The following is a 24185-nucleotide window of genomic DNA, read 5'->3' as shown; positions in this document are numbered from 1 at the left end:
ATGCTTTGATGCCCGGGCGATCCACGCAGCGCGAGACCGCCCGGGAAGGGATGTTCATGTTCAGCGACCGGACCGACGCTGGTGAAAGGCTGGCCGACGCCGTGGCGAAGGCAGAACCGGCCCATCCGGTCGTGCTCGCCCTGCCGCGGGGCGGGGTGCCGGTGGCCCTGCCCGTGGCCCGCGCGCTCGACGCGCCGCTCGACCTGCTGCTCGTGCGCAAGATCGGCATGCCCGGCCAGCCCGAACTCGCCGCCGGCGCGCTGGTCGAGGGCGACCCGCCGGAGGCGGTATACAACGCGGAGATCCTGCGACTCTCCGGGCTGTCGGAGGACGATTTCGCGGGGCAGGTCGCGGAAAAGACCGAGGAGATCGCCGAACGCCGGCGGCTCTGGCTGGAAGACCGCGCGCCGGTCCCGCTGGAGGGCCGCACCGCGGTGGTCGTGGACGACGGCATCGCGACGGGCGCGACCGTGCGCGCGGCGTTGAGCGGACTGCGCGCCCGGGGGCCGGCATCGGTCTGGCTTGCCGTGCCGGTGGCGCCCGTGGACACGCTGCGGGCGCTCCGGTCGCTCGCCGACCGGGTGATCTGCCTTTCGACGCCCGCGGATTTCCAGGCCGTCGGGCTGCACTACCGGCGGTTCGGGCAGGTTTCCGACGCCGAGGTTGCGGAGCTGATGCGGCAGGACGACAGCGAAGAGTGAACGAGAACGGAGGCGAGCGGATGCTCAGTGTCCATCTTTCCGGCGAGATCCATACCGACTGGCGCGACCGGATCGTCGACGCCGCGCGGGGGCTCGACGTGGCTTTCACCGCACCCGTGACCGACCACGCAGCGAGCGACGATTGCGGCGTGGCGATCCTTGGCGCGGAGCCCGACAAGTTCTGGCACGACCGCAAGGGCGCGATGCTGAACGCCATCCGGACGCGCACCGAGATCGAGCGGGCGGATGTCGTGGTGGTCCGCTTCGGCGACAAGTACAAGCAATGGAACGCCGCCTTCGACGCGGGCTATGCCGCGGCGCTCGGCAAGCCGCTCGTGATCCTGCAGCCGCCCGAGCACGATCACGCGCTCAAGGAGGTGGACGCCGCCGCCCTCGCCGTGGCGCGCGAACCCGAGCAGGTCGCGGACATCCTGCGCTACGTGCTGACGGGACGCCTGCCGGGCTGACGGGCGTTCGGGAGCGGCCGCGCCTTCGGCGCGACGCTGTCCAGGCGCTTGCCTTCGTCAGCCGCGGCCTCCGGCGGGAGTATTTCGGCCAAGAAGAAGGTCAAGGACCGTCCGTCCTCACTCCGCCGCCCCGCGCCCGGTGCAGGGCGCGAGCGCCGCGATGGCGTCGTGCTGCGAAAGGAATACCCGGCCGGTCAGGTCGTGCAGGAAATGGCTGCGCCTGAGGCGGTCCATCACCGGGCCCTTCACCTCGCTCAGATGGAGCTTGATCCCGAGGCTCGCCAGGCGGTCGTTGATGGCCTCGAGGCTTTCGAGCGCGCTCATGTCCACCGCGTTCACCGCCGAGAACATCAGCACGACGTGGCGGATCGCGTCGTCACCCACGACCCGGTCGTAGACATGGTCCTGGAGAAACGCGGCGTTGGCGAAATAGAGGCTTTCGTCCACGCGAAGCGTGACGATCGAGGGATGCGTTTCGACCTCGTGGCGCAGGATGTTGCGGAAATGCTGGGTGCCGGGCACGCGGCCCACCTCGGCCACGTGCGGGCGCGAGGTCTTGTAGAGGTGGAGCGCCACCGAGATCACCACGCCCGCGGAGACGCCGATCTCGACCCCGAGGCCGAGGGTGAGCAGGATGGTGGCGGCGACGGCGGCGAAATCCACCTTCGAATAGCCCCAGGCCTTTCGCAGGATCGACAGGTCCACGAGGCTGAGCACCGCCACGATGATCGTCGCGGCGAGCGTGGCCTTGGGCAGGAAGTAGAGCAGCGGCGTGAGCAGCAGCGCGGCGAGAAGGATGCCCACGGCCGTGAACGCCCCCGCCGCGGGCGTCTCGGCGCCCGCGTCGAAGTTCACCACGGAGCGCGCGAAGCCGCCGGTGACCGGGTAGCCGCCGGAGAAGGCCGCGGCGAGGTTCGCGGTGCCGAGTCCGACCAGTTCCTGGTCGGGCAGGATCCTCTGCCGGCGCTTGGCGGCCAGGGTCTGCGCGACCGAGACGGATTCCACGAAGCCGATGATCGAGATCAGCAGTGCGGGGACGAGCAGTTGGCCCAGCAACTCCGCGTCGAGCATGGGCACGGTCAGGGGCGGCACCCCGGTGGGCACCTCGCCCACGATCGCGACCCCGCGCGTGTCGAGGCCGAACCCCCAGACAAGGAGCGTGGTGACCGCGACGGCGGCGACGGGACCGGCCTTGGCCAGCACGCCCGCGAGGCGGGGGCCGAGGCCGGCGCGGGCGAGAAACGGCCGCAGCCCCTTGCGGACCCAGAAGAGGAACCCGGTGGCCGCCGCGCCGATGGCGAGGGTGTAGGGATTGGTGTTGCCCAGGTGAGCGAGAAGCGAGCCCGCCGTTTCGACCAGCGTGTGGCCTTGCGCCTCGATCCCGAGAATGTGCTTGAGCTGTGAGGCCGCGATCAGGATCCCGCTCGCCGTGATGAAGCCCGCGATCACCGGATGCGACAGGAAATTGGCCAGGAAGCCGAGGCGCAGCACGCCCATCACGGTGAGGATCGCGCCCGAGAGGAACGCGAGCGTGATCGCTGCGGCGGCGTATTCCGCGGGATCCTGAAGCCCCAGGTTGCCGATCGCCGCCGCGGTCATCAGCGACACGACCGCGACGGGCCCGACCGCGAGGGCCCGCGAGGTGCCGAAGATCGCGTAGGCCACGAGCGGCAGGATCGAGGCGTAAAGGCCCATCTCGGGCGGCAGCCCGGCGAGCAGCGCATAGGCGAGCGACTGGGGAATGAGCATGATGGTCACGATGACCGCCGCCACCAGGTCGGAGGTGAGCGTCTCGCGGTCGTAATGTCGCGACCAGTCGAGGATCGGCAGATGGCGTTCTAACGCGGCGCGGGCGGGTCGTGCCATGGGGTCCTCCGGAGGCCGGCTTGGCGCCGTATATATTCAGAAAGCGGAATAGGTAAAGCCCCCTCACCGCGTCGTGAGCAGAACCGCCTCCACGCGCCGGTTCGCCTCGCGTCCCTCCGCCGTCAGGTTGCTCGCCCGCGGCGCGAGGTAGCCCGTGCCTTCCGCGCCCAGTCTCGCCGGATCGACGCCATGCGTCTCGACGAGCCGGGTCCTGACCGCCTCGGCCCGCCGGCGCGAGAGCCCGATATTGGCGTCGAGGTCGCCGACCGCGTCGGTGTGACCCACCAGCACGACGCGTGCGTCCGGATTTTGTCGCAGATATGCCGCGAGCGCCGCGAGCGAGGCGAAAGGACCCGGGCCGAGCGCGATCGCGCCGCTTTCGAAGGCGAGATCGTCGAGCACGGCGTGGCCCGCCCGCTCCAGCGCCTCGCCCAGCGGGGTGCCGGGCCCGACAGGCGCGGCGGCGGGACCGCCCGATGCCTGCAGGCGGCCATCGGTTCCCGACGCGACACGCACGATCTGGAGAAAGCCGCCCGACGGCGAGCGGCTCGCGAGGAGCGAGACGAAATCCGCCGCGTCGCCCTCCGTCGCCCGGATCGCCGAAAGAACGCGATAGCGCGAGAGGTCGACATGCATGGCCGGCGCCGGCAGTACCTCGATCGCGTGACGGAAGTCGAACCCGCCGCAGGCGGTGTCCCGGCACTCGAAGACGATCTCGAAGCCCGCCGCGCGAAGCTGCTCGCGCAGCGGCGCGATGATCTGCAGCGTGGTGCGTCCGGGGCCGGGCAGGCGCCAGGCCTGCCGCGTCACCCGGCCCTCGGCCGTGATCGAAGGCACCCCCGCGCCGTCCCAGGCCGCAACCGGCAGCGCGTGGCTGCCCGCGACGCTCGTCTCCTCGGCCTGCAGGCGGGCCGTGTCGGGCAGGACGAACTCCACCGCCGCGGCGACCGGCGCGGCAAGCAGGAGGCCCGCCAGCGCCAGCGCCAAGGCGCTAGCGCGCCTGCGCGTGATACTCATCGTTGGGGCGCATGTCGGTGGCACTGGCCAGCCGGTTGGTCATGTTGAAGAAGGCGGCGACCGACGCGATGTCCCAGATGTCGCGGTCCGAGAACCCTTGCGCCCGCAGCTCGTCGCGGTCGATCTCCTCAATCTCGGCGCTGGCGCGGGTCATCTTCTCGGCGAAGGCGAGCATCGCGCGCTGGCGCGGCGGCAGATCGGCCACGCGCCAGTTCATCACCAGCGTCTCGCCGAGTTTCGGGTCGCCCGAAAGCTGCCGGACCGCGGCGCCGTGGGCCGTCAGGCAGTAGAAGCAGCGGTTCACCGCCGAGACCACGACGGCGATCATCTCGCGCTCGAGCTTCGTCAGGGCCGAGTCGCCCAGCATCAGGTCGTTGTACATCGCGCTGAACGCGTCGAGCTTGGCCGTGTCGAAGGCGAAGGCACGCAGCACGTTCGGCACGAAGCCGAGCTTCTCTTCGCAGACGGCGAAGTATTTCGCCGTGGGCCCGGGCAGCGGGTCGGCCTCGGGCAGGTCGAGCGCGGTGGGGCGTCGGGTGTCCGTCATGCGGCGTCCTCCCCGGTCAGGATGCGGTAGTGATAGCCGCCCGCGGGCGTCATGCCCAGTGCCGCGTAGAGCGCGTTGCCGGGGGCGTTGTCGCGGGTGACGAGGGCGGCGACATGCGCCGCGCCCTGCGCCGCGGCCCACAGCGCGGCGGCGCGCATCATCCAGCCGGCCACGCCCTGCCGGCGCTGGTGGGCCAGCACCTCGAGGGCGTGCACCATGGCCACCCCGTCGTGGACGCCGACATAGGCCGCCCCCGCGGGACTGTCGTTCCACCGGCCGAGGATGCCCGTCCGGGCGCAGTCGGCGCGTTCCATCACCGCCTGCCGGGCCGGGCCGATGCCGGCCTCCGTCCAGATCTCGCGCATGATCTGCAAGGGTTCCCAGATCGTGAGGGCGGTCACGCGCGGCAGGGGGCGGTCGGTAAGCCTCGCGATCTCGCACAGATAGATCGTCGTCGGGTCGATGAGGGCGTAGCCACGCCGCGCGAGCCGCGCGTCGAGCGCCGCATCGCCGGGCCGGATCATGAAGAGCGGCGTCTGTTCCAGCGCGCGCATCTCCGTCTCGGCGGCGTCGAGACAATCGTCGCCCGCCTCTCCGTCGACGGTGGCCGCGCTGACGCGCTTGCCGCCTCCCTGCCCGTCGCGGAGGGTCACCGGACCGATCCGCGTCACCGCCGCGGGGGGCCAGGTGGCCTCGGACACGGCGAGCAGATCGGCGGCGTCGGGCGTCGTCATGTCTCTTCCAGCAGGGCCGAAAGGCGCACCACGGCGCCGTCGATCCGGCCCGCGTCGGTGCCCCGAACGACGACGTTCACGCCATGCGCCCCGGCGCGGATGAACGGGTAGGAGCCGACCGAGAGATCGGGAAACTCGGCCGCGATCGTGCCCACCGCCGCGGCGATGTCGCCTTCTCCGCGCGCCACCGTCAGCGTCTGCGACAGGACGGGCGCCCCGCCGGTGATCGTGGGCAGGACGCTCGCCACCATCGCCTCGAAGATCTGGGGCACGCCCGCCATCACATGCACGTTGCCGATGGTGAAGCCGGGCGCGGCCGAGATCGGGTTCTCGATCAGCGTCGCGCCCTCCGGGATCCGCGCCATCCTGAGCCGTGCATCGTTCACCTCCAGCCCCTGTGCGTCGTAATGGGCCTGCAGAAGCGCGCGGGCGTCCTCGCGCACGCCGATCGGAACGCCCATCGCCTCGGCCACCGCCTCCGCGGTGATGTCGTCGTGGGTGGGCCCGATGCCGCCCGAGGTGAAAAGGTGATCCACCGCCCCCGCAAGCGTCCGCACGGCCCCGACGATCGTCGCGTGATCGTCCGCGACCACCCGGGCCTCGCGCAGCGCCACCCCGGCGCGCGACAGCGCCTTCGCGAGATGGTGCATGTTCGAGTCGCGCGTTCTGCCCGACAGGATCTCGTCGCCGATCACGAGCATGGCGGCCGTGGGATTGGGCATGGGGCGCGTTCCTTGCGAGGCTTGCCGACCCGGTATAAGCGCCCGCCCATGCGCTTTCAAACCCCCCTCGTCCCCGCGACGCTGCTGCGCCGCTACAAGCGTTTCCTCGCCGATGCGCGGCTCGCCTGCGGACGCGAGGTCACGGCGCATGTGTCGAATCCGGGCTCGATGATGGGCCTCGCGGAGCCGGGCAGGCGCATCTGGCTCGAGCCCGTGGACCACCCGCGCCGCAAGCTGAGCTGGGCTTGGCGCCTCGTGGAGGATGACGCGGGCGCCCTGATCGGCGTGGACACCGGCGCGGGCAACCGGCTGGCCCGCGCGGCGCTGGAGGCGGGCCTTGTCCCCGACCTTGCGGGCCACGACGAGATCCGCGCCGAGGTGCGCGCGGGACGATCGAGCCGCATCGACTTCCGCCTCTCCGCGTCGGGCGGGCCCGACACCTATGTGGAGGTGAAGAGCGTCACGCTTTCGCGCCGGGCCGGCGTCGCGGAGTTTCCCGACAGCGTGACCCGGCGCGGCGCGAAGCATCTGGCCGAGCTCTCGGCGCTGGCGGCGGCCGGCCACCGGGCGGTGATGCTCTACGTCGTGCAGCGCAGCGATGCGCGGCGCGTGACGCTGGCCGCCGATCTGGATCCGGACTACGCCCGTGCCTTCGCCGCGGCGCGGGCGGCGGGCGTCGAGGCGGTGGCGCTGGGCTGCCGGCTCTCTCCCGACGGGATCGCGCCCGCGGGTCCGCTGCCCTTCGACGTGCCTGCCGGCTGACCGGCCCCGCGGCCGTCACATTTTCGTCAGCACCCGGCGCCGCGCCGGCCCCGTGCGCGCCGGCACTGGCCCTTTCGGCACAAAGCCATTAATTACAGGCGCAAGGAGCGGCGCATGGAGCGAGACGTGAACCAGACCCATCATGGCCGGCTGACCCGTGACGGCATCCGCATCCACGAGGCGGCGGACTTCGCCGGGATGCGCGCGGCTGGCGCGCTCGCCGCGAAACTGCTCGACGAGGTGATCCCGATGATCGAACCCGGGGTCATGACCGGCGACATCGATGCCTTCATCGAGCGCCGGGTCGGGGAAGAGGGGGCGACCTCCGCCACCATCGGCTACAAGGGCTACCGCCACGCCTCCTGCATCAGCGTGAACCATGTCGTCTGCCACGGCATCCCCGGCGACAAGCGGCTGAAGGACGGCGACATCCTCAACATCGACGTCACCGTCATCCTCGACGGCTGGTTCGGCGACACGAGCCGCATGCTCGTGGCCGGGCGTCCCAGCCGCAAGGCAGAGCGCCTCATCGACGTGACCCACGACGCTCTGTTCGAGGGCATCGCCGCGGTGAAGCCCGGCAATACCTTCGGCGATATCGGCCATGCCATCCAGAGCTTCGTGGAGGGCAACCGCATGTCGGTGGTGCGCGATTTCTGCGGCCACGGCCTCGGGCGCGTCTTTCACGCCCCGCCCAACGTCCTGCACTACGGCCGCCCCGGCACGGGGCCCGTTCTGGAAGAGGGCATGTTCTTCACGATCGAGCCGATGGTGAACCTCGGCCGCCCCGAGACCAAGGTGCTGGCCGATGATTGGACCGCGGTGACCCGCGACAAGTCGCTCTCGGCGCAGTTCGAGCATTCCATCGGTGTGACGGCGGACGGGGCGGAGATCTTCACCCTCTCTCCCGCGGGCCGGTTCCACCCGACCTATTCGCCCGACTGATCCCGCGTGTCTGGGCGATCCGCGCGCGCCTCCGCCGCCCGCCATTCGCGCAGGAAGACCGGCGTGCCGGCCTGGCTTGCAAGGATGTCGCCCATCAGCAGCGGCCCGGTGACGCGCCTGGGCGGCGCCGGGGCGGCACGTTCGGCCGCTTCGGACGTGAAGGGCACGGGGGCCCACCGCGCGAGTGTCGCCATCTTGCACCTCCATTGCGTGGCTTCGCACTTGCCTCGCCGGCCAGAGTGCCCCAGCTACGTCGCAGGACAAACAGGAGAATTGAATGTCGGACCTCACGCTTCTCGGGCTTTCGGGATCGCTTCGCAAGGGTGCGCTCAACCGCCGTCTCCTCGCAGAGGCGGTAACGCGTTTCCGACCGGCCACCTATCTCGAGGGCGATCTGCGCCTGCCCCTTTACGACGGGGATCTGGAAGAGGCCCGGGGCGTGCCCGAAGAGGTCACGCGCCTGGCCGAGCAGATCCGGACGGCCGACGCGGTCGTGATTTCCTCGCCCGAATACAACAAGGGCATCACCGGCGTGCTGAAGAACGCGCTCGACTGGATCAGCCGGGCCGAGGGACAAGTCTTGGCCGGAAAGCCCACCGCCGTCATCTCGGCCAACGCCGGGCGCACCGGCGGCGAGACCGGGCAATACATGCTTCGGGCCTGCCTCGTGCCGCATGGCGCGCGCGTGCTGACCGGCCCCCCCGTCCTTGTCGCCAATGGCGAGAAGGAATTCGACGATGACGGCCGGCTTGTGACCGAAAGCTACCAGAAGGCGCTTGACGGGCTGATAGCGGCGCTCCGCGAGGAGGCCGAGGCGCGGCGCGGCTAGCCCGCGCCGCCGCGCGGCAGGCTTCGTTCGGGGCGCAGGGCGTCGGGGATCGCGTCCTCCCTGCCCTCGAGCAGCAGGTCCGCCATCGCCTCTGCCGCCTTCGGCGCCATGCCGAAGCCGATCTTGAAACCGCCATTGGCGATGAACTGGCCAGGGCGCGCCGGATGCGGCCCCAGCACGGGCGCCCGGCTGCGTGCGCGCGGGCGCAGACCCGCCCAACGCTCCATCACGCGCGCGCCTTGCAGGACCGGCACGGCGGCCGCGGCGCGTGCGATCACCTCGTCGAGCTGTTCGTCGGTCGAGGCGGGATCGTCATAGGCGCGCTCGGTGGTCGAGCCCACCGCGACCGTCCCGTCGGCGTGGGGCACGACGTGAAGCCCCTCCGCGTAGAGCTGCGGACGATCGCGCGCGTCGAAGTTGAGCAGTGCCGCCTGTCCCTTCACACCGGTGCCGAAGCCGCCGCCGATCTCGGCGAGGCCGGCCGCGCCGGTCGCCCGGACCACCCGGCCGGCATCCGCGCCCTCGGCCGTGACCTCGCCGCCGCGCGCGACGATGGCGGCCGCCAGCGCCGCACAGGCGCGGCGCGGATGCAGCCGGGCCGATAGCGTGTCGCGCACCAGCCAGCCCGTGGGCGATGCGGGCGCCCAGCCGCGGGCCTCCGCCGCCGGGATCACCTCCCAGCCCGCGCGACCCTGCCAGTGCGCCGCGGCCCCGACGGCCCGCTCGCGCGCCCGCGCCAGCGCCGCCGCGTCGGCCACTGGCTGAAGGCGACCCAGCCGGGCATAGCCCGGATCGATGCCGCCGGTGTCGCGGACCTCGGCCCAGAACGCTTCGGCCATGAGCAGGCTGTCGAGCTGGAAGGCCTTCAGCGCGTTCCAGCCCTCGGGCGCATGCGGGGCGAGCGCGCCCACCACGCCGCCGCTCGCCCCCGCGCCCGGCCCGCCCGGGTCGATCACGCGCACCCGCGCGCCGCGACGGCAGCACGCCCAGGCCACCGAAAGCCCGAAGATCCCCGCCCCGCGCACCGTCACCTCTGGCGTTGTCATCCGGTCACCCCTTCGCCACTCTCGCCGCGTTCCGGGAAGGCTTAGGGCAAAGGGCGATGAGCGACCAGTACGCGGGGCTGACATGGAAGGAAGGCGTGCCCGTCTCGGGCCGCTTCGACGATCCCTACTACTCCTTCGCCGACGGGCTGGCCGAGGCGCGCCACGTCTTTCTCGCCGGCAACGGGCTGCCCGGTCGCTTCGGCGCGGGGTTCCGCATCGCCGAGCTGGGCTTCGGAACCGGCCTGAACCTGCTGGCCGCGCTCGGTGCGTGGCGGCAAGGCGGCGGGCCCGGCCCGCTCAGCTACACGAGCTTCGAGGCCTTCCCGATGGCGGCGGCCGACATGGTGCGAGCGCAGGCAGCCTTCGGGGAGCTTGCGCTGCTCGCCGCGGAACTCGCGCCCTTCTGGCGGGACGGCGTCCGCCGGATCGAGCTGCCCGACCTTCACTTCACGCTGGTCGTCGGCGACGCGCGCCGCACGCTTCCCGACTGGACCGGCATGGCGGATGCGTGGTTCCTCGACGGCTTCGCGCCCGCGAGGAACCCCGAGCTGTGGGAGCCGGCGCTTCTGGCCGAGGTCGCCCGCCACACCGCGCCCGGCGGCACGGCGGCCACCTACACCGCCGCCGGGCATGTCCGCCGCGCCCTCGCCGCGGCGGGCTTCGAGGTGACCCGCGTGCCCGGGTTCGGCGCCAAGCGGCACATGACGCGAGCGCGGCGGCCGTGATCGAGCAGAACACCCGGCTCGGCATCGCGCTGATGGTGGCGACCACCTTCGTCTTCGCGGTGCAGGACGGAATCTCGCGTCACCTGGCCAGCGAGTACAACGTGCTGATGGTGGTGATGATCCGCTACTGGTTCTTCGCCGCCTTCGTGATCGCGCTGGCCTCGCGCAAGGCCGGGGGCGTGCGCACCGCGGCGCGGACCCGGCAGCCGCGTCTCCAGGCGTTCCGCGGCGCGCTGCTGGCCGTCGAGATCTGCGTGATGGTGCTGGCCTTCACCCTGCTCGGCCTCGTGGAAAGCCATGCCGTCTTCACCTCCTACCCGCTTCTCATCGCGGCGCTCTCCGGGCCCGTCCTGGGCGAGCGGGTGGGCTGGCGGCGCTGGACGGCGATCGGGGTCGGCTTCGCGGGCGTGCTGATCATCCTGAAGCCGGGCTGGGGCGTCTTCGCCCCCGAGGCGGCGGTGCCGCTCCTCGCGGCCTTCCTCTTCGCGCTCTACGGGCTGCTCACGCGCTTTGCCGCGCGCGAGGACAGCGCCGCCACCAGTTTCTTCTGGACGGGCACCGTGGGCGCCGTGGTGATGACGGCCGCAGGCCTCTGGACGTGGGAGCCGATGAGCCGCCCTGACTGGGCGTGGATGGGCACGCTCTGCCTCACCGGCGCGCTCGGCCACTGGCTGCTCATCAAGTGCTACGAGGTGGCCGAGGCGAGCGCGGTGCAGCCCTTCGCCTATCTCCAGCTCGTCTTCGCCAGCGTGATCGGCATCGGCGTCTTCGGCGAGACGGTGGCGCCCAACGTGGCCATGGGTGCGGTGCTGGTGGTCGCGGCGGGGCTCTTCACGCTCTGGCGGGCGCGGCGGGCCGGCTGATCTCAGCCCCCGAGCAGGGTGCGCCCCTTCAGCTCCTCGGAGAACGGGACAGGGTGCGGGTCGCGGCCGAGGCGCGCGCGGTAGACAGGCAGGCTCTCGGTCACGCGCATGACGTAGTTGCGCGTCTCGGCAAAGGGGATCGCCTCGATCCAGTCCACCACGTCCACGTCGCCGAGGCGGGGATCGCCGTTCTCCCCGATCCAGCGGATCGGGCGCGAGGGCCCAGCGTTGTAAGCCGCCGCCACCAGCACCGGGTTGCCGTCGAAGCGCTTCACCAGTTCGGCCAGGTAGGCGGAGCCGAGCGTGGCGTTGTAGCGCCAGTCCGACAGCACACGGGCGAGCGAGAACTCGAGCCCGAGCGCGTCCGCCATCTCCCGCGCGGTGCCCGGCATGAGCTGCATGAGCCCGCGCGCCCCCGCGCCCGAGATCACCTCGGGGTCGAATTCGCTTTCGCGCCGCGCGATGGCGAGGGCGAGCTCGGTGGGCACCGGCCAGTCGCCGTCCGCCATCGGGTGCAGCGGGTAGTAGGGCGCCGGGATCGTGAACCCGGCCCGCGCCGCCCGCTTGCCGAGCATCACCGCGACATGGGGCTGGTCGATCTCTGCGAGCATCGCGCCCATGCGGTTGAGATCCGGCTCGTCGAGGCTTTCGGCGAGATGGGTCAGGAAGCGCTCGCCGAGCGAGAGCTCGTCTGCGGCGAGCAGCAGGCGTCCCGCCTCGTAGACCGAGCTTTCGGTGAAGCCGGCGCTCGGCCAGTCGGGGTAGGGCTGTCGCCCGCCGAGCCGCCCGTCGAAGGGGAATCCGCCGCGCTCCGCCGCGAGCAGTCCGTAGAAGCTCGTCTGGTGGTCTGCGGCCGCCGCGTAGGCCGCGCGCGCGCCGGTGGCGTCGCCGGACGCTTCCCGCGCCCGCCCGAGCCAGTAGCCGGCGCGACCAAGGGAAATGGGCGTGCTGACATTGGCGCCGAGGCGCTCGAAATGTTCGGCCGCCCTTTCGCCGTTGCCGAGCTTGAGCGCGGCATAGCCCGAAATCCATTCGAGATCGGCGTAGGCATAGTCGTCGGTGGGGGCGATGTGATGCGCCGAGGCGATGCGGTAGGCGAGGATCGCATCGCCCTCCTGCACGGCGTCCCGTGCGAGACGGCGGCGCAGGTCGGCCCAGGCCATGGGCTCGCCCAGCGCCTCCGCCGAGGTCGAAACGCGCAGCAGGAGATCGAGGGCGTCGAGCGTGCGCCCCTTGCGAACGCGCCACGCGAAACGCTCGTAGGCGAGCCCGGGGTGGCTTGCCAGCGATTCGGGAACCCGCGCGATCAGGGCGTCGACCCCGGGCGCCTCGGCCATCAGGGCAAGGCGCGCCTCGGCGAGCGCCCGCCAGGCGTCCGGGACGAGAGGAAGCATGGCCTCCGCATTGCGCTCCCACCCCTTCCAGAGCGTCATGTCGAGGCGCGCCTCGTGGTGCGGGGCGAGAAGATCGCCGTAGCGCTCCAAGAACTCCGCCTGCTCTCCCGCCCCGAGCGGGAGCGTGCGCCACGCAAGCACGATGCCCGCTTGCGCGGCGCCGATGTCGCCCGCCCGCTCGAGCGCGGCGGCCTGGACGAGCGCGCCCGCTCCGGTCTGCGGAAGGTCTTCGGCGAAGAAGGAGAGGACGGTGGCGTCATCTGCGTCCGCGATGGCCGGCTCGCTCTTGCGCCGCAGCCAGTCGAGGCCCGGCCAGTCCGGGTTGCGTTCGAGGAACGCCATCACCTCCTCGGGCGCGCCCAGACCGGCGCGCAGGCGATGCCACGTCACGATGTCCTGCGCCACGGGTCCGGCGGCGCGCGCGTCCCGGGCGGCCTCTTCCCAATCGCCGGCGCGCAGCGCGTCCATGGCGCCGGCCACCGCTTCGGGCCCGGCGACAGCCGCGCGCGCCGCCGTGAGGACGATCACGATCACTGCCGCGAGACGCGTGGCCGCTTGCATTTTCCGCTCCGGCAAAGGATAGACACGCGGAAAATAGACCGCGCGCGCCCCTCTCGCCACTCACAAAGCCGGGAATTGGCGGCGCACCGCCAGAAGGACCCGGGTGCCATGTTCCACGGATCGATCCCCGCCCTCGTGACGCCGTTCCGGAACGGAGCGGTCGATCTCGAGACGTTGCGCAATCTCGTGGACTGGCATGTGGCGCAGGGCAGCCACGGGCTCGTGCCCGTCGGCACCACGGGCGAGAGCCCCACGCTGAGCCACGCGGAACACGAAACGGTGGTCGAGGAGGTCGTGCGCGCCGCGCGCGGCCGCATCCCGGTGATCGCGGGGGCGGGCTCCAATAACACCGCAGAGGCGGTGCGCTTCATCCAGCAGGCCGAGAAGGTGGGCGCCGACGCGGCGCTCGTCGTGACGCCCTACTACAACAAGCCCACGCAGGCGGGGCTCATCGCGCATTTCACGCTTCTGCACGATTGCTGCGAACTTCCGATCATCATCTACAACATCCCCGGCCGCTCGGCCGTGGACATGATGCCCGACACCATGGCGGAACTCGCGAGGCTTCCGCGCATCGTCGGCGTAAAGGATGCCACGGGCGATCTGGACCGGGTCTGCCGCCAGCGCATGCTCTGCGGGGCGGACTTTCTCCAGCTTTCCGGCGAGGACGCGACCGCCCACGGCTTCAACGCACAAGGGGGGCGGGGCTGCATCTCCGTCACCGCCAATGTGGCGCCGCGCCTTTGCGCGGACATGCAGGAGGCGTGCCTCGCCGGCGATTACGGCAAGGCGCTGGAACTCCAGGACCGGCTGATGCCGTTGCACAAGGCGATTTTTGCAGAGCCGGGCCTGGTCGGCGCGAAATACGGGCTTTCCGTGCTGGGCCTCTGCTCGGACGAGGTGCGCACGCCGCTCGTGCCGCTGACCGAGGGCACGAAGGCGCGCGTCGAGGAGGGCATGCGCCACGCGGGGCTCATCAACTGAGCGCCCGCGCGACCGGCGGCGTGCACTCTCTGCCGGCCTACTGGCCCGGCGTCGTCTCCAGCCCCTCGGGCTGACCGGCCACCACGAAGTGCAGCCGTTCGGGCTTCAGCAGCTCCGCGGCCACGCGGTTCACGTCCTCGAGCGTGATCGCCGCCAGCTGGTCGTTGCGCGTCTGCGGGTAGGTGATCGGCAGACCGTCCATCTGCATCCCCACCAGGATGCGGGCGATCGGCCCGTTCCCGTCGAAGCGCAGCGGGTAGGCGCCGGTCAGGTAGGTCCGGGCGGCCTCGAGCTCGGCTTCGGTCACGCCGTCCCGGGCGATGCGCGCCCACTCGCCGCGGATCACCTCGATCGCCTCGGCGATGCGGTCGTTGGCCGACGCCACGCGGCCCATGTAGAGCGCGGCGTGATCCTTCGGCGCGAGATAGCTGTAAACGCCGTAGGTCAGCCCGCGCTTCTCGCGCACCTCCTGCATCAGGCGGCTCTCGAAGCCGCCGCCGCCCAGGATCTGGTTGAGCACGAAGGCGGCGAAGAAATCCTCGTCGTCGCGCGGCAGGCCCTCGTGGCCGAACACGGCGACGGACTGGGGCGTGGCGAATTCGACCACCGAAATGCCGCCGGGCAGCGCCACCGCCACGTCCCCGGGGCGCGCGCCGCCTGTCTCCGGCAGGCCGCCCAGAAGCTCGTCGAGCAGCCCCCCCAACTCCTCCGCGGTGATGTCTCCGGCGGCCGCGACGAAGACGCGGTCGCGGGCAAGCGCATCGGCATGTGCGGCCACGAGGTCGTCGCGGGTCAGGGCGCCGACGCTCTCGATCGTGCCGTCGGACGCGCGGCCATAGGGATGATCCCCGAAGGCGAGGCGGGCGAACTCGCGGCTTGCGATGGCACCGGGATCGTTCAGGTCCGACCGGATCGCGGAAAGTGCCTGCGAGCGCACGCGCGCGATCGCGTCCTCGTCGAATCGCGGCTCCATGAGTGAGGCGCGCAGAAGCTCCACCGCCTCGTCGCGCGTCTCGGTCAGGAAGCGTGCCGAGACGGACACCGCGTCGTTGCGGGCGTCGTAGTCGAAATCGGCCGCGATCGTCTCGGTCGCCGCCGCGAAGGCCTGCGCGTCACGCTCCCCCGCGCCTTCTTCGAGAAGCGCGGCCATAAGGCGCACGGCGCCTTCCTTGCCCGGCGCGTCGAGCGAGGTTCCGCCCTGGAATCTCAGCTCCAGCGCGGTGAAGGGGATGTTGTGGTCCTCGACAAGCCAGGCGGTGATGCCGCCGGGGCTCGTGACTTCCTCGATCTCGATCTCGGCGCGCGCGGGCAGCGCGGCGAAAACCGCAAGCGCGAGGGGGGCCAGCCACTTCATTGCATCACCTCCGTGTTCGCAGTCTTGTCGGCCTCGGGCGCCCGGAGCCAGCCGGTGACCGAGCGTTCGGGCACCAGAACGTCGCGCGCCACGGCCATGATCTCTTCCCCGGTGATCGAATCGAGGATCCCGGACCAGGCCGCGATGTCCTCGAGCGCGAGCCCGCTGGTCAGCGCGCGGCCGTAGCGCTGGGCCACCGACTGCACGTTGTCCTGCTGGTAGATGCGGCTGGCCTTCAGGCCGAACTTGATCCGCTCGAGCGCCTCGGCATCCACGCCCGTCTCGAGGAAGCGGGCGATCTCGGCATCGAGCGCGGCCTCGGCCTCGGCAAGGCCGACGCCTTGGGCCGGCACCACGACCACGCCGAACCGCGTCCGGTCCAGCGAGGTCGCGCCGTAGAAGGCGCTGGTGAACACGGCGACGGGATTGTCGTACTGAAGCGCCGTGGTCAGGACCGAGGTCTGCCCGCCGCCCAGAAGCTCGGACAGCAGCACGAGGGCCGCGGCCTGCCGCTGGTCGCCCGGATCGCGCTCGGGCGCGAGCCAGCTTCGGGTGACGTAGGGTTGCGCCACGCGGGCGTCCTCCATCGTCACGCGGCGGGGCGCGCGCTGCGGCGGCTCCTGCGGGCGGGCACGCTCCGTGACCGCGGGGTTCGCCGGGATCGGGCCGTAATGGGTTTCGGCAAGACGCCGCACCTCGTCCGGCGTGACGTCGCCCGCAACGATCAGGATCGCGTTGTTGGGCGCGTAATGCCGGGTGTAATACGCGTTCAGGTCCTCGCGGCTCAGCGCCTCGATCTCGTGGCGCCATCCGATGATCGGCGCGCCGTAGGGATGGTTGAGGAATTGCGCGGCCGAGGTCTGCTCGCGGAAGAGCGAGCCGGGCTCGTTCTCCACGCGCTGGTTGCGCTCTTCGAGGATGACGCCCCGCTCGGTCTCGACCAGCTCGGGCCGGAGCAGGAGGTTGGCCATGCGGTCGGCCTCCATCTCCATCATCAGTCCCAGGCGGTCGGCGGCGACGCGCTGGAAATAGGCGGTGTAATCGTAGCTCGTGAAAGCGTTGTCGTTGCCGCCGTTCGCCGCCACGCGTTCCGAGAACTCGCCGGGGGCGCGCGTCTCGGTGCCGCGGAACATCATGTGTTCGAGGAAATGCGCAGCCCCCGAGGCGCCCGGCCGCTCGTCGGCGGAGCCGGCGCGATACCAGACCATGTGCACCGCGAGCGGCGCCCGGTGATCCTCGATCACGACGACCTGCATCCCGTTGTTGAGGACGAAGTCGGTGACGTTCTCGGTCGCGAGCGCGGGCCGGGCGATGAATGTGAGGGCAAGGGCGAGGAAAAGCGCGGCACGGCGCATCGGGGCACCTCCTGTCATGGGCACAATGCTAAGCTACGCGGCGCCCGCGACCGTTCAAGCGTCGTTGACGGGTTTGTGAGGCGGACGCCTCACTGTGGCGGGGCGGATGGCGTGCGCAGGCCGGCGCGGCGGTAGGCCTCGAGCGCGGCGTTCGGGTCGAGCGCCTGCCGGCGATACGCCTGGCGGTACCGGTCGTTGCGGATGAGCTGGAAGGTGAAAAGCCCGAAGCGCTGGCGGTATTCCGCGTCCTCCGCCGCAAGGCGCGCGCGCAGGCCCGCCGGAACGCCGTAGCGCGACGCGTGCGAGACCAGCGCGCCGTCGGGTGCGGGCACCCCGCGCTCCGACAGGGCCGCGGGATCGCCCCCCAGCGCGGCCACCGCGTCGGCATTGGGGGTCAGTTCCACCCGGTTGCGCGCCCCCGGCGTCGGCGTCGGCAACTCGGCGAAGCTCTGCGGTGTCTCCAGCGGCTTGAACGGCACCACGGCGAACTCTTCGGGGCCTTGCTGAAGGCTGTAGGGAAACTGCCTGAGATCGCGTTCGCCGCGCGCGCCACAGCCCGCGAGCGTCACCGCAACCAGAGCCACGAGCACAAGCCGCGCCCACCGCATCGCACCCTCCTCGATCATCGCCACAGCCTTAGCCCATCCCGCAGCCCGCGTCACGGGGCCTTTTTCGTGTCCCGGCGTCCGTCGCCGCCCGTGAAGAAGACGAGGCCGAGCGCCCCCGCGAAGATCGCGATGTCGGCCACGTTGAAGGCGTAGGGGTTTTCGATGCCGCAACAGGACATGTTGAGGAAATCCGCCACCGCGCCGTAAAGGACCCGGTCCACCACGTTGCCGAGCGCACCGCCGACGAGAAGGCCCGCCGAGACGCGCCCGGCGACGCCGGGCGGCTCGCGCCACATCCAGACCGTGACGGCGGCCGTGATCGCCAGCGCGACGACGATCAGGACCCAGCGCGCGGTTTCGGACCCGCCTGCGAAGAGGCCGAAATTGATCCCGGTGTTCCACGCCATGCGCAGGTTCAGGAAGGGCGGCAGCACGTCGATGGCACCCAGCCGCGCCAGCCCGAGCCAGTGGACGACGTAATATTTCAGCGCCTGGTCCAGCACGAAGACCGCCGCCGCCACCTGTATCACCAGCCGCATCGGGGCTCCTTTCGGGACCATGCCGGCCATTCAGTGACGGAAGTGGCGCTGGCCGGTGAAGACCATGGCAAGCCCGGCCTCGTCGGCGGCCGCGATCACCTCGTCGTCGCGCATCGAACCGCCCGGCTGGATGAGCGCGGTCGCCCCGGCCTCCGCCGCGGCCAGCACGCCGTCGGCGAAGGGAAAGAACGCGTCCGAGGCCACGGCCGATCCCTGCGTCGGCAGAACGGACAGGCCCAGCGTCTCGGCCATGTCGGCGGCCTTTCGCGCGGCGATGCGGGTGCTGTCCACGCGGCTCATCTGCCCCGCGCCGATGCCCACCGTCGCGCCGCCTTTCGCGTAGACGATGGCGTTGGACTTCACGTGCTTGGCCACCGTCCACGCGAAGAGCATGTCGCGCATCTCGCCCTCGCCGGGCGCGCGTTTCGTCACGACCCGCAGATCCTCCTGCCGCACGACCGCGGCGTCGCGGTCCTGCACGAGCCAGCCGCCCGACACCTGCCGCACGGCGAGGCCCGCCTCCGCGGAGTCGGCCAGCCCATGCGCGAGCAGCAGGCGCAGATTGGGCTTCGTCGCGAAAAGATCCCGCGCCGCCTGATCGATGGCGGGCGCGATGACGACCTCGGTGAAAAGCTCGAGAATCGCCTCGGCGGTCCCGGCGTCCAGCCGCGTGTTGAGCGCCACGATGCCGCCGAAGGCGCTGGTGCGGTCGCAGTCGCGCGCGCGCAGATACGCCTCGCGGAGCGTCTCCCCGCGCGCCACGCCGCAGGGGTTCGCGTGCTTCACGATCACGCAGGCGGCCCCGTCGCGCGGCATGAATTCCGCGCAGAGCTCGGCCGCCGCGTCGGTGTCGTTGATGTTGTTGTAGCTGAGTTCCTTGCCCTGAAGCTGCTCGGCAGCGGCCACGCCCGGGCGGTGGGAGCCGTCGCCGTAGAAGGCCGCGCGCTGGTGCGGGTTCTCGCCGTAGCGCAGCGTCTGGGCGAGCCTGCCCGCGAAGACCCGGCGCCGCGGGGCGTCTTCCTCCAGCGCCCCGGCCAGCCAGCCCGACACCGCCGCGTCGTAGGCCCCGGTGCGGCCGTAGGCGGTCAGCGCGAGGCGCTGGCGGAACGGATAGCGCGTGGCGCCGTCATTCGCGTCGAGCTCCGCCAGAAGAGCCGGGTAGTCCTCGACGTCCACGACGGTCGCCACATGGGCGTGGTTTTTCGCCGCGGCGCGGATCATCGCCGGGCCGCCGATGTCGATGTTCTCGATCGTCTCGTTGTAGCCTGCGCCGCGGGCCACCGTCTCCTCGAACGGGTAGAGGTTGACCACCAGAAGGTCGATGGGCGCGATGTCGTGCTCCTCCATCGCGGCGCGGTGCTCCGGCACGTCGCGCAGCGCGAGAAGCCCGCCATGCACCGCCGGGTGCAGCGTCTTGACGCGCCCGTCCATCATCTCGGCGAAACCGGTGAGGTCGGACACGTCCCGCACGGCAAGCCCCGCCTGCCGCAGCGTCGCCGCGCTGCCGCCGGTGGACACGAGCTCGACGCCCCGTGCCGCGAGCGCCTTTCCGAGCTCCGCGAGGCCCGTCTTGTCGGAGACGGACAGCAGCGCGCGGCGGACGGGAACGAGATCGGGCATGGGCTGGGGGCCTTTCCTGTCGGGAAAACGGGTCTCAGGGTTCGTATTCGGGCATGGCGTGGACCAGGTCGCGGACGGCCGTCGCGGTCTCCTGGGTCTTGGCCACGGACCATCGCACGCGCGTCGCATACTCGAAAGCGCGGCCGGACAAAACGATCTGTTGCGCGGCGCGCGGCCGCAACCGGCCACGCTCGAGGTAGACGCCCCGTTCGAGCGACAGCCGCGCCGCGCCGTCGTGGCGAAACACCCAGATCTCTCCCGAGGGCGCTGCGAGCGAGACCGCGGCCCCGCCCATGTCGAGCTCGGCGTCCACCTCCGGGTGCAGGTGGAACCGGATCTGGTAGGGCAGGCCGCGCAGCCTGGCGGCGTCGAGCGCGGCATCGAAGCGTCGCTTGTCGTGGGCTTCGAGCGCGAGCAGCAGATCCTCGCCCGAAAGCCCGCGCCCGTCGAGCGACAGGGCCAGCATCCGCGCATGGGTCACTCCCCAGCCCGGGCGGTACCCGTCATGCGCGCCCTCGAAACGATGCGCCTCGGCGTCCCGGTCGAGGTCCGCCGGGACGTCGGTGGGCGCCGCTTCCAGCATCTCGCGCCGCATGCCCGCCACGATCACAGGCTTTCCGAGCCGCGCGCTCGACCGGCCTTCGAGGCAAAGCGTGGAATGGGAGGGCGTGGCGCGGCCCGCCCGCCGCCACTCCGCGCCGAAGCTGCCCCCCGCGCCGCAGTTGACGATGACGGGCCGGCGTCCGGAGGTCAGTTCGAAGGCGAGGGTCGAGGCATGGGCGTCGAAAGAGCCGCGGCCCCCGGGCGGGCGGGCCGCGTCCACGATCAGGGTCGTGCGGCCGGCGCGCAGCCGCGCATATCCCATGGCCAGCCCCGCGGGCGGCCTGCGCCGCGCGTCCGTCGCCGCGAGCGCCTGGTCCAGCCGGCCCTCCACCCCCCGCCCGCCACCGTGAAAGCGCGGCAGGCCGCCGTCGGCATGGCGCAGACCGCGCAGCGTCGGGGCCACCCGCGCGATCGCCGCGGCCAGCTCCGGCCCCGGATCGCGGCCCGCGTCGCGCAGCACGGCGACGATCCAGGTGAGAAGCGTCAGCACCTCCATCAGCTCTTCGGGGTTGCGCGTGGGAATCGCGCCGCCCGCGTCGATCTCGTCGCGGCAAACCCTCTCGAGCGCGGCGAGGCCGGCGTCGAGCCGGTGCTCCAGCCCCTCCAGCATGAGCCCGGCCAGAACGACGCCCGACACGGCCTCGAAACGCTCCAGCCCGGGCGGGGCGGCGCGCCAGCGCCGGGCGGCGAAGGCGGCCTGCACGGCGAGGGCGCGAAAGAACGCCGCCTGCGTCGCCGCGTCCCGTCCCATCGTCAGGAAGAGCGCGTGCTCTATCCAGCGCGTGAGGCGCCGCCCCGCGAGGTCCGCCGTCCATCCCGGACCGCGCCCGGCCCCGTAGCGCCCGATCCAGTCCCAGAGCCAGTCCTGCGCCAGCGAGCGCGCCGGGGCGGTGCCCACCGCGGCGAGGTCATCGAGCCAGCCGAACCCGTGCAACTCGGCCGTGAAGGCGGGGTCGGGGGGCGCGATGCCCCAGGGCCGGGTGCCGGGCGGCGTTTCGACGAGATGGCCCGCGAACATCAGGTTCCCCGCGAGAAGCTGCCGCCCGCGCGTGACAAGCCCGAAGGTGCGCGGCTCGGGCGGGGTGCGGAACCCCGTGGCCGGCCGTGCCCGGGCCGCGCGCCACGCCGCCCAGCCGTCCAGAAGGCGCGCGCTGCGCGCCGGCCAGCCCTGCCCGTCTGCCATTCCGATCTGCCCCGGTTCCGCGCCTTTCGGGCGTGCGCGATCGCGCGCAGTATAGGCGCGTGGAAAGGCCAAGTCACCTTCGGCGACGCGCAAGGCGCGTGCCTGTCAGGCGCGGCGCAGCACTGCCATGTAGAACCCGTCCATGCCGCCCGACGCCGCCCAGTAGTCGGGGCGCAGACGCAGACCGCCCTCGGCGCTTCGCCAGGCCGGGTCGAGGCCCGGGCGATCCAGCGCCGCCCGGTCCGCGACCAGCCCGGGATGACGGGCGAGGGCCGCGGTGACCTGCCCCTCGCCCTCTTCGGGCAGAAGCGAACAGGTGCAGAAGACGAGGCGCCCCCCGGGGGCGAGCCGGGTCAGGGCGTGATCCAGCATCTCGGCCTGAAGCGCGACGAGCGCGTCGATGCCTGAGCCGTCCCGCACATGGGGCAGGTCGGGATGGCGGCGGATCGTGCCCGTGGCCGAACAGGGCGCGTCCAGAAGCACCGCGTCGTAGGGTCCGCCGGCGTGGGCGCGCGCGTCTTCGGCGCAGAGCGTGGCCGACAGACCGGTGCGCGCGAGGTTGCTGGACACCCGCGCGAGGCGCTCTGGCGACATGTCGACCGCGGTCACCTCGGCCCCGGCCGCGGCAAGCTGAAGCGCCTTGCCCCCCGGCGCGGCGCAGAGGTCCAGCACCCGCTCGCCGGGCCGGGGCGCGAGAAGGCGGACCGGCAGCGCGGCCGCCGCGTCCTGAACCCACCAGTCGCCTTCCGCGTAGCCGGGCAGGGCCGATACCCGGGTGTTGCCCGACACCCGCACCGAGCCGGTGGGCAGCAGCTCCGCGGCGAGCCGCGCGGCCAGATCGCGCGGATCGCCCCGCGCCGTCAGGTCGAGCGGCGCGCCGGCGAGATGCGCGGCCTCCATCGCCGCCACCGCGTCGGCGCCCCATGCGTCCAGAAGCGGATCGCGAAGCCATGCCGGCAGCTCGGGCACGGGCAGCGCGTCCCAGCGGCCCGGCGCCTCGGTCGCCATCTTGCGCAGCACGGCGTTCACCATCCCGCGTGCGGGCGCGGCCTTGCGGCCCAGCGTGCCCACGATCGTCACCCAGTCGTTCACCGCGCCATGCGCGGCCGCCCCCTTGGCAAGTTCCGTCGTGCCGAGCCGAAGCGCGTTGCGCACGATCCGGGGCGGCGCGCGGCGCAGATGCGGCGCAAGCAGCGCGTCGGCCCGGGCAAGCCCGCGCAGCGTGTCGCGGGCGAGACGAAGCGCACGCGCGCGATCGGGCGGCGCAAGCTGCGCGATGCGGCCATCGGCCTCGGACAGCGTCTGCGCCTCGCCGGTCACGGCGTCGAGCAGCGCGAGCGCGCCGCGCCGGGCGGCGCGTCCGTGCCCCGGATCGGGCGCGACGGGATCGGGCGCGGTGGCTGTCATGGGGGCCTCGGCTTGGCGGTGGCGAAGGCGCGGTCTATATCAGCGGCGAGACCGCGAGGGAAGAAGATGGCCGACGACACGCCCGAAACAACCGCAGACCACGCGCGGCGCGACCTTCCGCCCGCCGCGCAGCGCGCCCTGGCCGAGGCCGAGGAGCGCCGCCGCAAGGCGAAATCCCTGGAGCTTCCGCCCGAGCTCGGGGGCCGCGACGGCCCCGAGCCCGTGCGCTACGGCGACTGGGAGCGCAAGGGGCTGGCGATCGACTTCTGAAACGTCCAGCCCGGCGCGTGCAGGGCTGGGCGCGCGCGCGCCGCTCTGATAGCGAGCGTTTCGACGACGCGGCGAGGATGACGGAAATGACAGGCAGACCCGTTCGGGTAGCGATCAACGGCTTCGGGCGCATCGGGCGCACGCTCATGCGCCTGATCCTGTCGGAGGCGCACGACATCGAGCTTGTCCTGGTGAACGACATCGCCGAGCCCGATCTCATGGCCTATCTTTTCGGGTATGACAGTGTCTTCGGGCCATGGCCCGAGCCGGTGACGGCCCGCAACGGCGCCTTGCAGGCCGGCCGCCACAGCGTCCCGCTGCACCAGGCGGAGGATCTGCGCGCGCTCGACCTGTCCGGCGTCGACGTGGTGCTGGAATGCACCGGGCTTGCCACATCCCGGCCCGTGGCCGAGGCGGGCCTCGATGCCGGGGCGCGGCGGGTGCTGATCTCGGGTCCGTCGCCCGCGGCGGACGTCACGCTCGTGCTGGGTGCCAACGACGAGCGGCTGGCCGGGCAGCCCGTCGTCTCGAACGCGTCCTGCACGACGAACGCGCTCGCCCCGCTGCTACGTCTGCTGGACGCCAGCTGGGGCGTGGAGAGCGGGCAGATGACCACGGTGCATTGCTACACGGGCAGCCAGCCCACCGTGGACAAGCCCCGCGGTACGCCGGAACGCTCGCGCGCCGCCGCGCTGTCGATGGTCCCCACCACGACAAGCGCGGGCGCGCTCATCGGCGAGGTGCTGCCGTCCCTCCGGGGCCGGGTGGAGGCGCGGGCGCTGCGTGTGCCCACGGCGAGCGTCTCGTCCATCGACCTGACGGTAAGACTGAGACGTCCGGCCCCGCCGGAGGACGTCAACGCGGCGCTGCGGGATGCGGCCGAAGGCTCAGATGTCTTCGGCTGGATCGAGGCGCCACTCGTCTCCACCGACCTGCGCGGACGGTGCGAGTCCATCATCATGAGCGGGCCGGGCACGTCCGTCGCCGGCGATCTGACCCGGCTCTTCGGGTGGTACGACAACGAGTGGGGCTTCTCTTGCCGGATGCTGGACATGGCACGCCGGATGGCGGCCGAGGGGTGAC

25 protein-coding genes are annotated in these 24185 nt (G+C 71.9%); 10 read left to right on the top strand and 15 right to left on the bottom strand.

Annotated elements, in window-relative coordinates:
* Positions 1-56: 56 nt before the first annotated feature.
* Together AB6A66_RS07295 and AB6A66_RS07290 are read left to right on the top strand one after the other, a co-directional pair.
* The gene (locus tag AB6A66_RS07295; protein WP_371055367.1) at positions 57-701 is read left to right on the top strand and encodes a phosphoribosyltransferase; all 645 of its coding nucleotides are present in this window, start codon (positions 57-59) and stop codon (positions 699-701) included.
* A 20-nt stretch (positions 702-721) separates the two neighbouring features.
* Positions 722-1168, top strand: coding sequence for a YtoQ family protein (locus AB6A66_RS07290; RefSeq protein WP_371055366.1), 447 nt, complete (start codon positions 722-724; stop codon positions 1166-1168).
* A gap of 117 nt (positions 1169-1285) precedes the next feature.
* Here the strand turns inward: AB6A66_RS07290 and AB6A66_RS07285 are convergent, their stop codons facing one another.
* The 5 genes from AB6A66_RS07285 to AB6A66_RS07265 all read right to left on the bottom strand — a co-directional run bounded on the left by AB6A66_RS07285 (position 1286) and on the right by AB6A66_RS07265 (position 6054).
* The gene (locus tag AB6A66_RS07285) at positions 1286-3034 is read right to left on the bottom strand and encodes a SulP family inorganic anion transporter (RefSeq protein ID WP_371055365.1); all 1749 of its coding nucleotides are present in this window, start codon (positions 3032-3034) and stop codon (positions 1286-1288) included.
* A 63-nt stretch (positions 3035-3097) separates the two neighbouring features.
* Positions 3098-4021, bottom strand: a complete 924-nt coding sequence (locus AB6A66_RS07280) for an OmpA family protein (protein WP_371055364.1) — start codon at positions 4019-4021, stop codon at positions 3098-3100.
* 4 nt (positions 4022-4025) lie between these two features.
* Positions 4026-4598 carry a peroxidase-related enzyme gene (locus AB6A66_RS07275; RefSeq protein ID WP_371055363.1) on the bottom strand — a complete coding sequence of 191 codons (573 nt, stop codon included), beginning with the start codon at positions 4596-4598 and terminating at the stop codon, positions 4026-4028.
* Complete coding sequence (locus AB6A66_RS07270; protein WP_371038009.1) at positions 4595-5332, bottom strand: GNAT family N-acetyltransferase; 738 nt, start codon at positions 5330-5332, stop codon at positions 4595-4597. The genes AB6A66_RS07275 and AB6A66_RS07270 overlap by 4 nt, the downstream gene beginning before the upstream one ends.
* Positions 5329-6054: a competence/damage-inducible protein A gene (locus AB6A66_RS07265; protein WP_371055362.1), complete on the bottom strand. Its 726-nt coding sequence runs from the start codon at positions 6052-6054 to the stop codon at positions 5329-5331. Before AB6A66_RS07265 ends, AB6A66_RS07270 begins: the two co-directional genes overlap by 4 nt.
* Before the next feature lie 48 nt (positions 6055-6102).
* Here AB6A66_RS07265 and sfsA point away from each other — a divergent pair, with 48 nt between their 5' ends.
* Together sfsA and map are read left to right on the top strand one after the other, a co-directional pair.
* The gene (sfsA, locus tag AB6A66_RS07260) at positions 6103-6816 is read left to right on the top strand and encodes a DNA/RNA nuclease SfsA (RefSeq protein WP_371055361.1); all 714 of its coding nucleotides are present in this window, start codon (positions 6103-6105) and stop codon (positions 6814-6816) included.
* A gap of 114 nt (positions 6817-6930) precedes the next feature.
* Positions 6931-7761, top strand: coding sequence for a type I methionyl aminopeptidase (gene map, locus AB6A66_RS07255; protein ID WP_371055360.1), 831 nt, complete (start codon positions 6931-6933; stop codon positions 7759-7761).
* On the opposite strand, the gene AB6A66_RS07250 is transcribed toward map, so the two are convergent.
* Complete coding sequence (locus tag AB6A66_RS07250) at positions 7746-7955, bottom strand: hypothetical protein (RefSeq protein ID WP_371055359.1); 210 nt, start codon at positions 7953-7955, stop codon at positions 7746-7748. The two genes, map and AB6A66_RS07250, sit on opposite strands and share 16 nt — an antisense overlap.
* Before the next feature lie 83 nt (positions 7956-8038).
* Between AB6A66_RS07250 and AB6A66_RS07245 the strand changes: the two genes are divergently transcribed.
* Positions 8039-8590, top strand: coding sequence for an NADPH-dependent FMN reductase (locus AB6A66_RS07245; RefSeq protein ID WP_371055358.1), 552 nt, complete (start codon positions 8039-8041; stop codon positions 8588-8590).
* Here AB6A66_RS07245 and AB6A66_RS07240 read toward each other — a convergent pair.
* On the bottom strand, positions 8587-9636 hold the full coding sequence (locus AB6A66_RS07240; protein WP_371055357.1) for an NAD(P)/FAD-dependent oxidoreductase: 1050 nt from the start codon (positions 9634-9636) through the stop codon (positions 8587-8589). The genes AB6A66_RS07245 and AB6A66_RS07240 overlap by 4 nt on opposite strands.
* 56 nt (positions 9637-9692) lie before the next feature.
* Between AB6A66_RS07240 and mnmD the strand changes: the two genes are divergently transcribed.
* Together mnmD and AB6A66_RS07230 are read left to right on the top strand one after the other, a co-directional pair.
* Positions 9693-10361 carry a tRNA (5-methylaminomethyl-2-thiouridine)(34)-methyltransferase MnmD gene (gene mnmD, locus AB6A66_RS07235; RefSeq protein ID WP_371055356.1) on the top strand — a complete coding sequence of 223 codons (669 nt, stop codon included), beginning with the start codon at positions 9693-9695 and terminating at the stop codon, positions 10359-10361.
* Entirely contained in the window at positions 10358-11224 is an 867-nt protein-coding gene (locus tag AB6A66_RS07230; protein WP_371055355.1) for a DMT family transporter, read from the top strand. The genes mnmD and AB6A66_RS07230 overlap by 4 nt, the downstream gene beginning before the upstream one ends.
* A gap of 2 nt (positions 11225-11226) precedes the next feature.
* On the opposite strand, the gene AB6A66_RS07225 is transcribed toward AB6A66_RS07230, so the two are convergent.
* Positions 11227-13179: a transglycosylase SLT domain-containing protein gene (locus AB6A66_RS07225; RefSeq protein ID WP_371055354.1), complete on the bottom strand. Its 1953-nt coding sequence runs from the start codon at positions 13177-13179 to the stop codon at positions 11227-11229.
* A gap of 108 nt (positions 13180-13287) precedes the next feature.
* On the opposite strand from AB6A66_RS07225, the gene dapA reads away from it, so the two are divergent.
* Positions 13288-14163, top strand: coding sequence for a 4-hydroxy-tetrahydrodipicolinate synthase (gene dapA, locus AB6A66_RS07220; RefSeq protein WP_371055353.1), 876 nt, complete (start codon positions 13288-13290; stop codon positions 14161-14163).
* Positions 14164-14200: 37 nt separating this feature from the next.
* On the opposite strand, the gene AB6A66_RS07215 is transcribed toward dapA, so the two are convergent.
* The 7 genes from AB6A66_RS07215 to AB6A66_RS07185 form a co-directional block, all read right to left on the bottom strand.
* Positions 14201-15517: a M16 family metallopeptidase gene (locus AB6A66_RS07215; RefSeq protein ID WP_371055352.1), complete on the bottom strand. Its 1317-nt coding sequence runs from the start codon at positions 15515-15517 to the stop codon at positions 14201-14203.
* Positions 15514-16872 carry a M16 family metallopeptidase gene (locus tag AB6A66_RS07210; RefSeq protein ID WP_371055351.1) on the bottom strand — a complete coding sequence of 453 codons (1359 nt, stop codon included), beginning with the start codon at positions 16870-16872 and terminating at the stop codon, positions 15514-15516. The genes AB6A66_RS07215 and AB6A66_RS07210 overlap by 4 nt, the downstream gene beginning before the upstream one ends.
* A gap of 89 nt (positions 16873-16961) precedes the next feature.
* Entirely contained in the window at positions 16962-17498 is a 537-nt protein-coding gene (locus tag AB6A66_RS07205; protein WP_371055350.1) for a DUF3035 domain-containing protein, read from the bottom strand.
* Between the two features lie 32 nt (positions 17499-17530).
* The gene (gene lspA / locus AB6A66_RS07200; protein ID WP_371038023.1) at positions 17531-18019 is read right to left on the bottom strand and encodes a signal peptidase II; all 489 of its coding nucleotides are present in this window, start codon (positions 18017-18019) and stop codon (positions 17531-17533) included.
* Positions 18020-18049: 30 nt separating this feature from the next.
* Complete coding sequence (gene purH / locus AB6A66_RS07195; RefSeq protein WP_371055349.1) at positions 18050-19639, bottom strand: bifunctional phosphoribosylaminoimidazolecarboxamide formyltransferase/IMP cyclohydrolase; 1590 nt, start codon at positions 19637-19639, stop codon at positions 18050-18052.
* Positions 19640-19673: 34 nt separating this feature from the next.
* On the bottom strand, positions 19674-21425 hold the full coding sequence (locus tag AB6A66_RS07190) for a heparinase II/III family protein (protein ID WP_371055348.1): 1752 nt from the start codon (positions 21423-21425) through the stop codon (positions 19674-19676).
* A 105-nt stretch (positions 21426-21530) separates the two neighbouring features.
* A complete protein-coding gene (locus AB6A66_RS07185; RefSeq protein WP_371055347.1) occupies positions 21531-22832 on the bottom strand; it encodes an RsmB/NOP family class I SAM-dependent RNA methyltransferase in 1302 nt (433 codons plus the stop codon).
* Positions 22833-22898: 66 nt separating this feature from the next.
* Here AB6A66_RS07185 and AB6A66_RS07180 point away from each other — a divergent pair, with 66 nt between their 5' ends.
* Together AB6A66_RS07180 and AB6A66_RS07175 are read left to right on the top strand one after the other, a co-directional pair.
* Positions 22899-23102 (top strand): DUF1674 domain-containing protein, encoded by a 204-nt coding sequence (locus tag AB6A66_RS07180; RefSeq protein ID WP_371038027.1) that lies wholly within the window; start codon positions 22899-22901, stop codon positions 23100-23102.
* Positions 23103-23188: 86 nt separating this feature from the next.
* Positions 23189-24184: a type I glyceraldehyde-3-phosphate dehydrogenase gene (locus AB6A66_RS07175; protein WP_371055346.1), complete on the top strand. Its 996-nt coding sequence runs from the start codon at positions 23189-23191 to the stop codon at positions 24182-24184.
* Position 24185 lies beyond the last annotated feature (1 nt).

Origin of the sequence: Rhodosalinus sp. K401 (assembly GCF_041365735.1) — a bacterium.
Taxonomy (GTDB): domain Bacteria; phylum Pseudomonadota; class Alphaproteobacteria; order Rhodobacterales; family Rhodobacteraceae; genus Rhodosalinus.
Note: the sequence above shows the minus strand (reverse complement) of the source record. Positions and strands in the feature narration are given on the sequence as shown.

Excerpts from the sequence above, each read along its gene's own strand:
- AB6A66_RS07290 (WP_371055366.1), top strand. The coding sequence starts at position 722 with ATGCTCAGTGTCCATCTTTCCGGCGAGATCCATACCGACTGGCGCGAC.
- purH (WP_371055349.1), bottom strand. The coding sequence starts at position 19,639 with ATGCCCGATCTCGTTCCCGTCCGCCGCGCGCTGCTGTCCGTCTCCGAC.
- AB6A66_RS07295 (WP_371055367.1), top strand. The coding sequence starts at position 57 with ATGTTCAGCGACCGGACCGACGCTGGTGAAAGGCTGGCCGACGCCGTG.
- AB6A66_RS07210 (WP_371055351.1), bottom strand. The coding sequence starts at position 16,872 with ATGCGCCGTGCCGCGCTTTTCCTCGCCCTTGCCCTCACATTCATCGCC.
- map (WP_371055360.1), top strand. The coding sequence starts at position 6,931 with ATGGAGCGAGACGTGAACCAGACCCATCATGGCCGGCTGACCCGTGAC.
- AB6A66_RS07270 (WP_371038009.1), bottom strand. The coding sequence starts at position 5,332 with ATGACGACGCCCGACGCCGCCGATCTGCTCGCCGTGTCCGAGGCCACC.
- AB6A66_RS07285 (WP_371055365.1), bottom strand. The coding sequence starts at position 3,034 with ATGGCACGACCCGCCCGCGCCGCGTTAGAACGCCATCTGCCGATCCTC.
- AB6A66_RS07190 (WP_371055348.1), bottom strand. The coding sequence starts at position 21,425 with ATGGCAGACGGGCAGGGCTGGCCGGCGCGCAGCGCGCGCCTTCTGGAC.
- dapA (WP_371055353.1), top strand. The coding sequence starts at position 13,288 with ATGTTCCACGGATCGATCCCCGCCCTCGTGACGCCGTTCCGGAACGGA.
- AB6A66_RS07180 (WP_371038027.1), top strand. The coding sequence starts at position 22,899 with ATGGCCGACGACACGCCCGAAACAACCGCAGACCACGCGCGGCGCGAC.
- lspA (WP_371038023.1), bottom strand. The coding sequence starts at position 18,019 with ATGCGGCTGGTGATACAGGTGGCGGCGGCGGTCTTCGTGCTGGACCAG.
- AB6A66_RS07215 (WP_371055352.1), bottom strand. The coding sequence starts at position 15,517 with ATGAAGTGGCTGGCCCCCCTCGCGCTTGCGGTTTTCGCCGCGCTGCCC.
- AB6A66_RS07175 (WP_371055346.1), top strand. The coding sequence starts at position 23,189 with ATGACAGGCAGACCCGTTCGGGTAGCGATCAACGGCTTCGGGCGCATC.
- AB6A66_RS07250 (WP_371055359.1), bottom strand. The coding sequence starts at position 7,955 with ATGGCGACACTCGCGCGGTGGGCCCCCGTGCCCTTCACGTCCGAAGCG.
- AB6A66_RS07265 (WP_371055362.1), bottom strand. The coding sequence starts at position 6,054 with ATGCCCAATCCCACGGCCGCCATGCTCGTGATCGGCGACGAGATCCTG.
- AB6A66_RS07240 (WP_371055357.1), bottom strand. The coding sequence starts at position 9,636 with ATGACAACGCCAGAGGTGACGGTGCGCGGGGCGGGGATCTTCGGGCTT.
- AB6A66_RS07185 (WP_371055347.1), bottom strand. The coding sequence starts at position 22,832 with ATGACAGCCACCGCGCCCGATCCCGTCGCGCCCGATCCGGGGCACGGA.
- AB6A66_RS07275 (WP_371055363.1), bottom strand. The coding sequence starts at position 4,598 with ATGACGGACACCCGACGCCCCACCGCGCTCGACCTGCCCGAGGCCGAC.
- AB6A66_RS07225 (WP_371055354.1), bottom strand. The coding sequence starts at position 13,179 with ATGCAAGCGGCCACGCGTCTCGCGGCAGTGATCGTGATCGTCCTCACG.
- sfsA (WP_371055361.1), top strand. The coding sequence starts at position 6,103 with ATGCGCTTTCAAACCCCCCTCGTCCCCGCGACGCTGCTGCGCCGCTAC.
- AB6A66_RS07245 (WP_371055358.1), top strand. The coding sequence starts at position 8,039 with ATGTCGGACCTCACGCTTCTCGGGCTTTCGGGATCGCTTCGCAAGGGT.
- AB6A66_RS07205 (WP_371055350.1), bottom strand. The coding sequence starts at position 17,498 with ATGATCGAGGAGGGTGCGATGCGGTGGGCGCGGCTTGTGCTCGTGGCT.
- mnmD (WP_371055356.1), top strand. The coding sequence starts at position 9,693 with ATGAGCGACCAGTACGCGGGGCTGACATGGAAGGAAGGCGTGCCCGTC.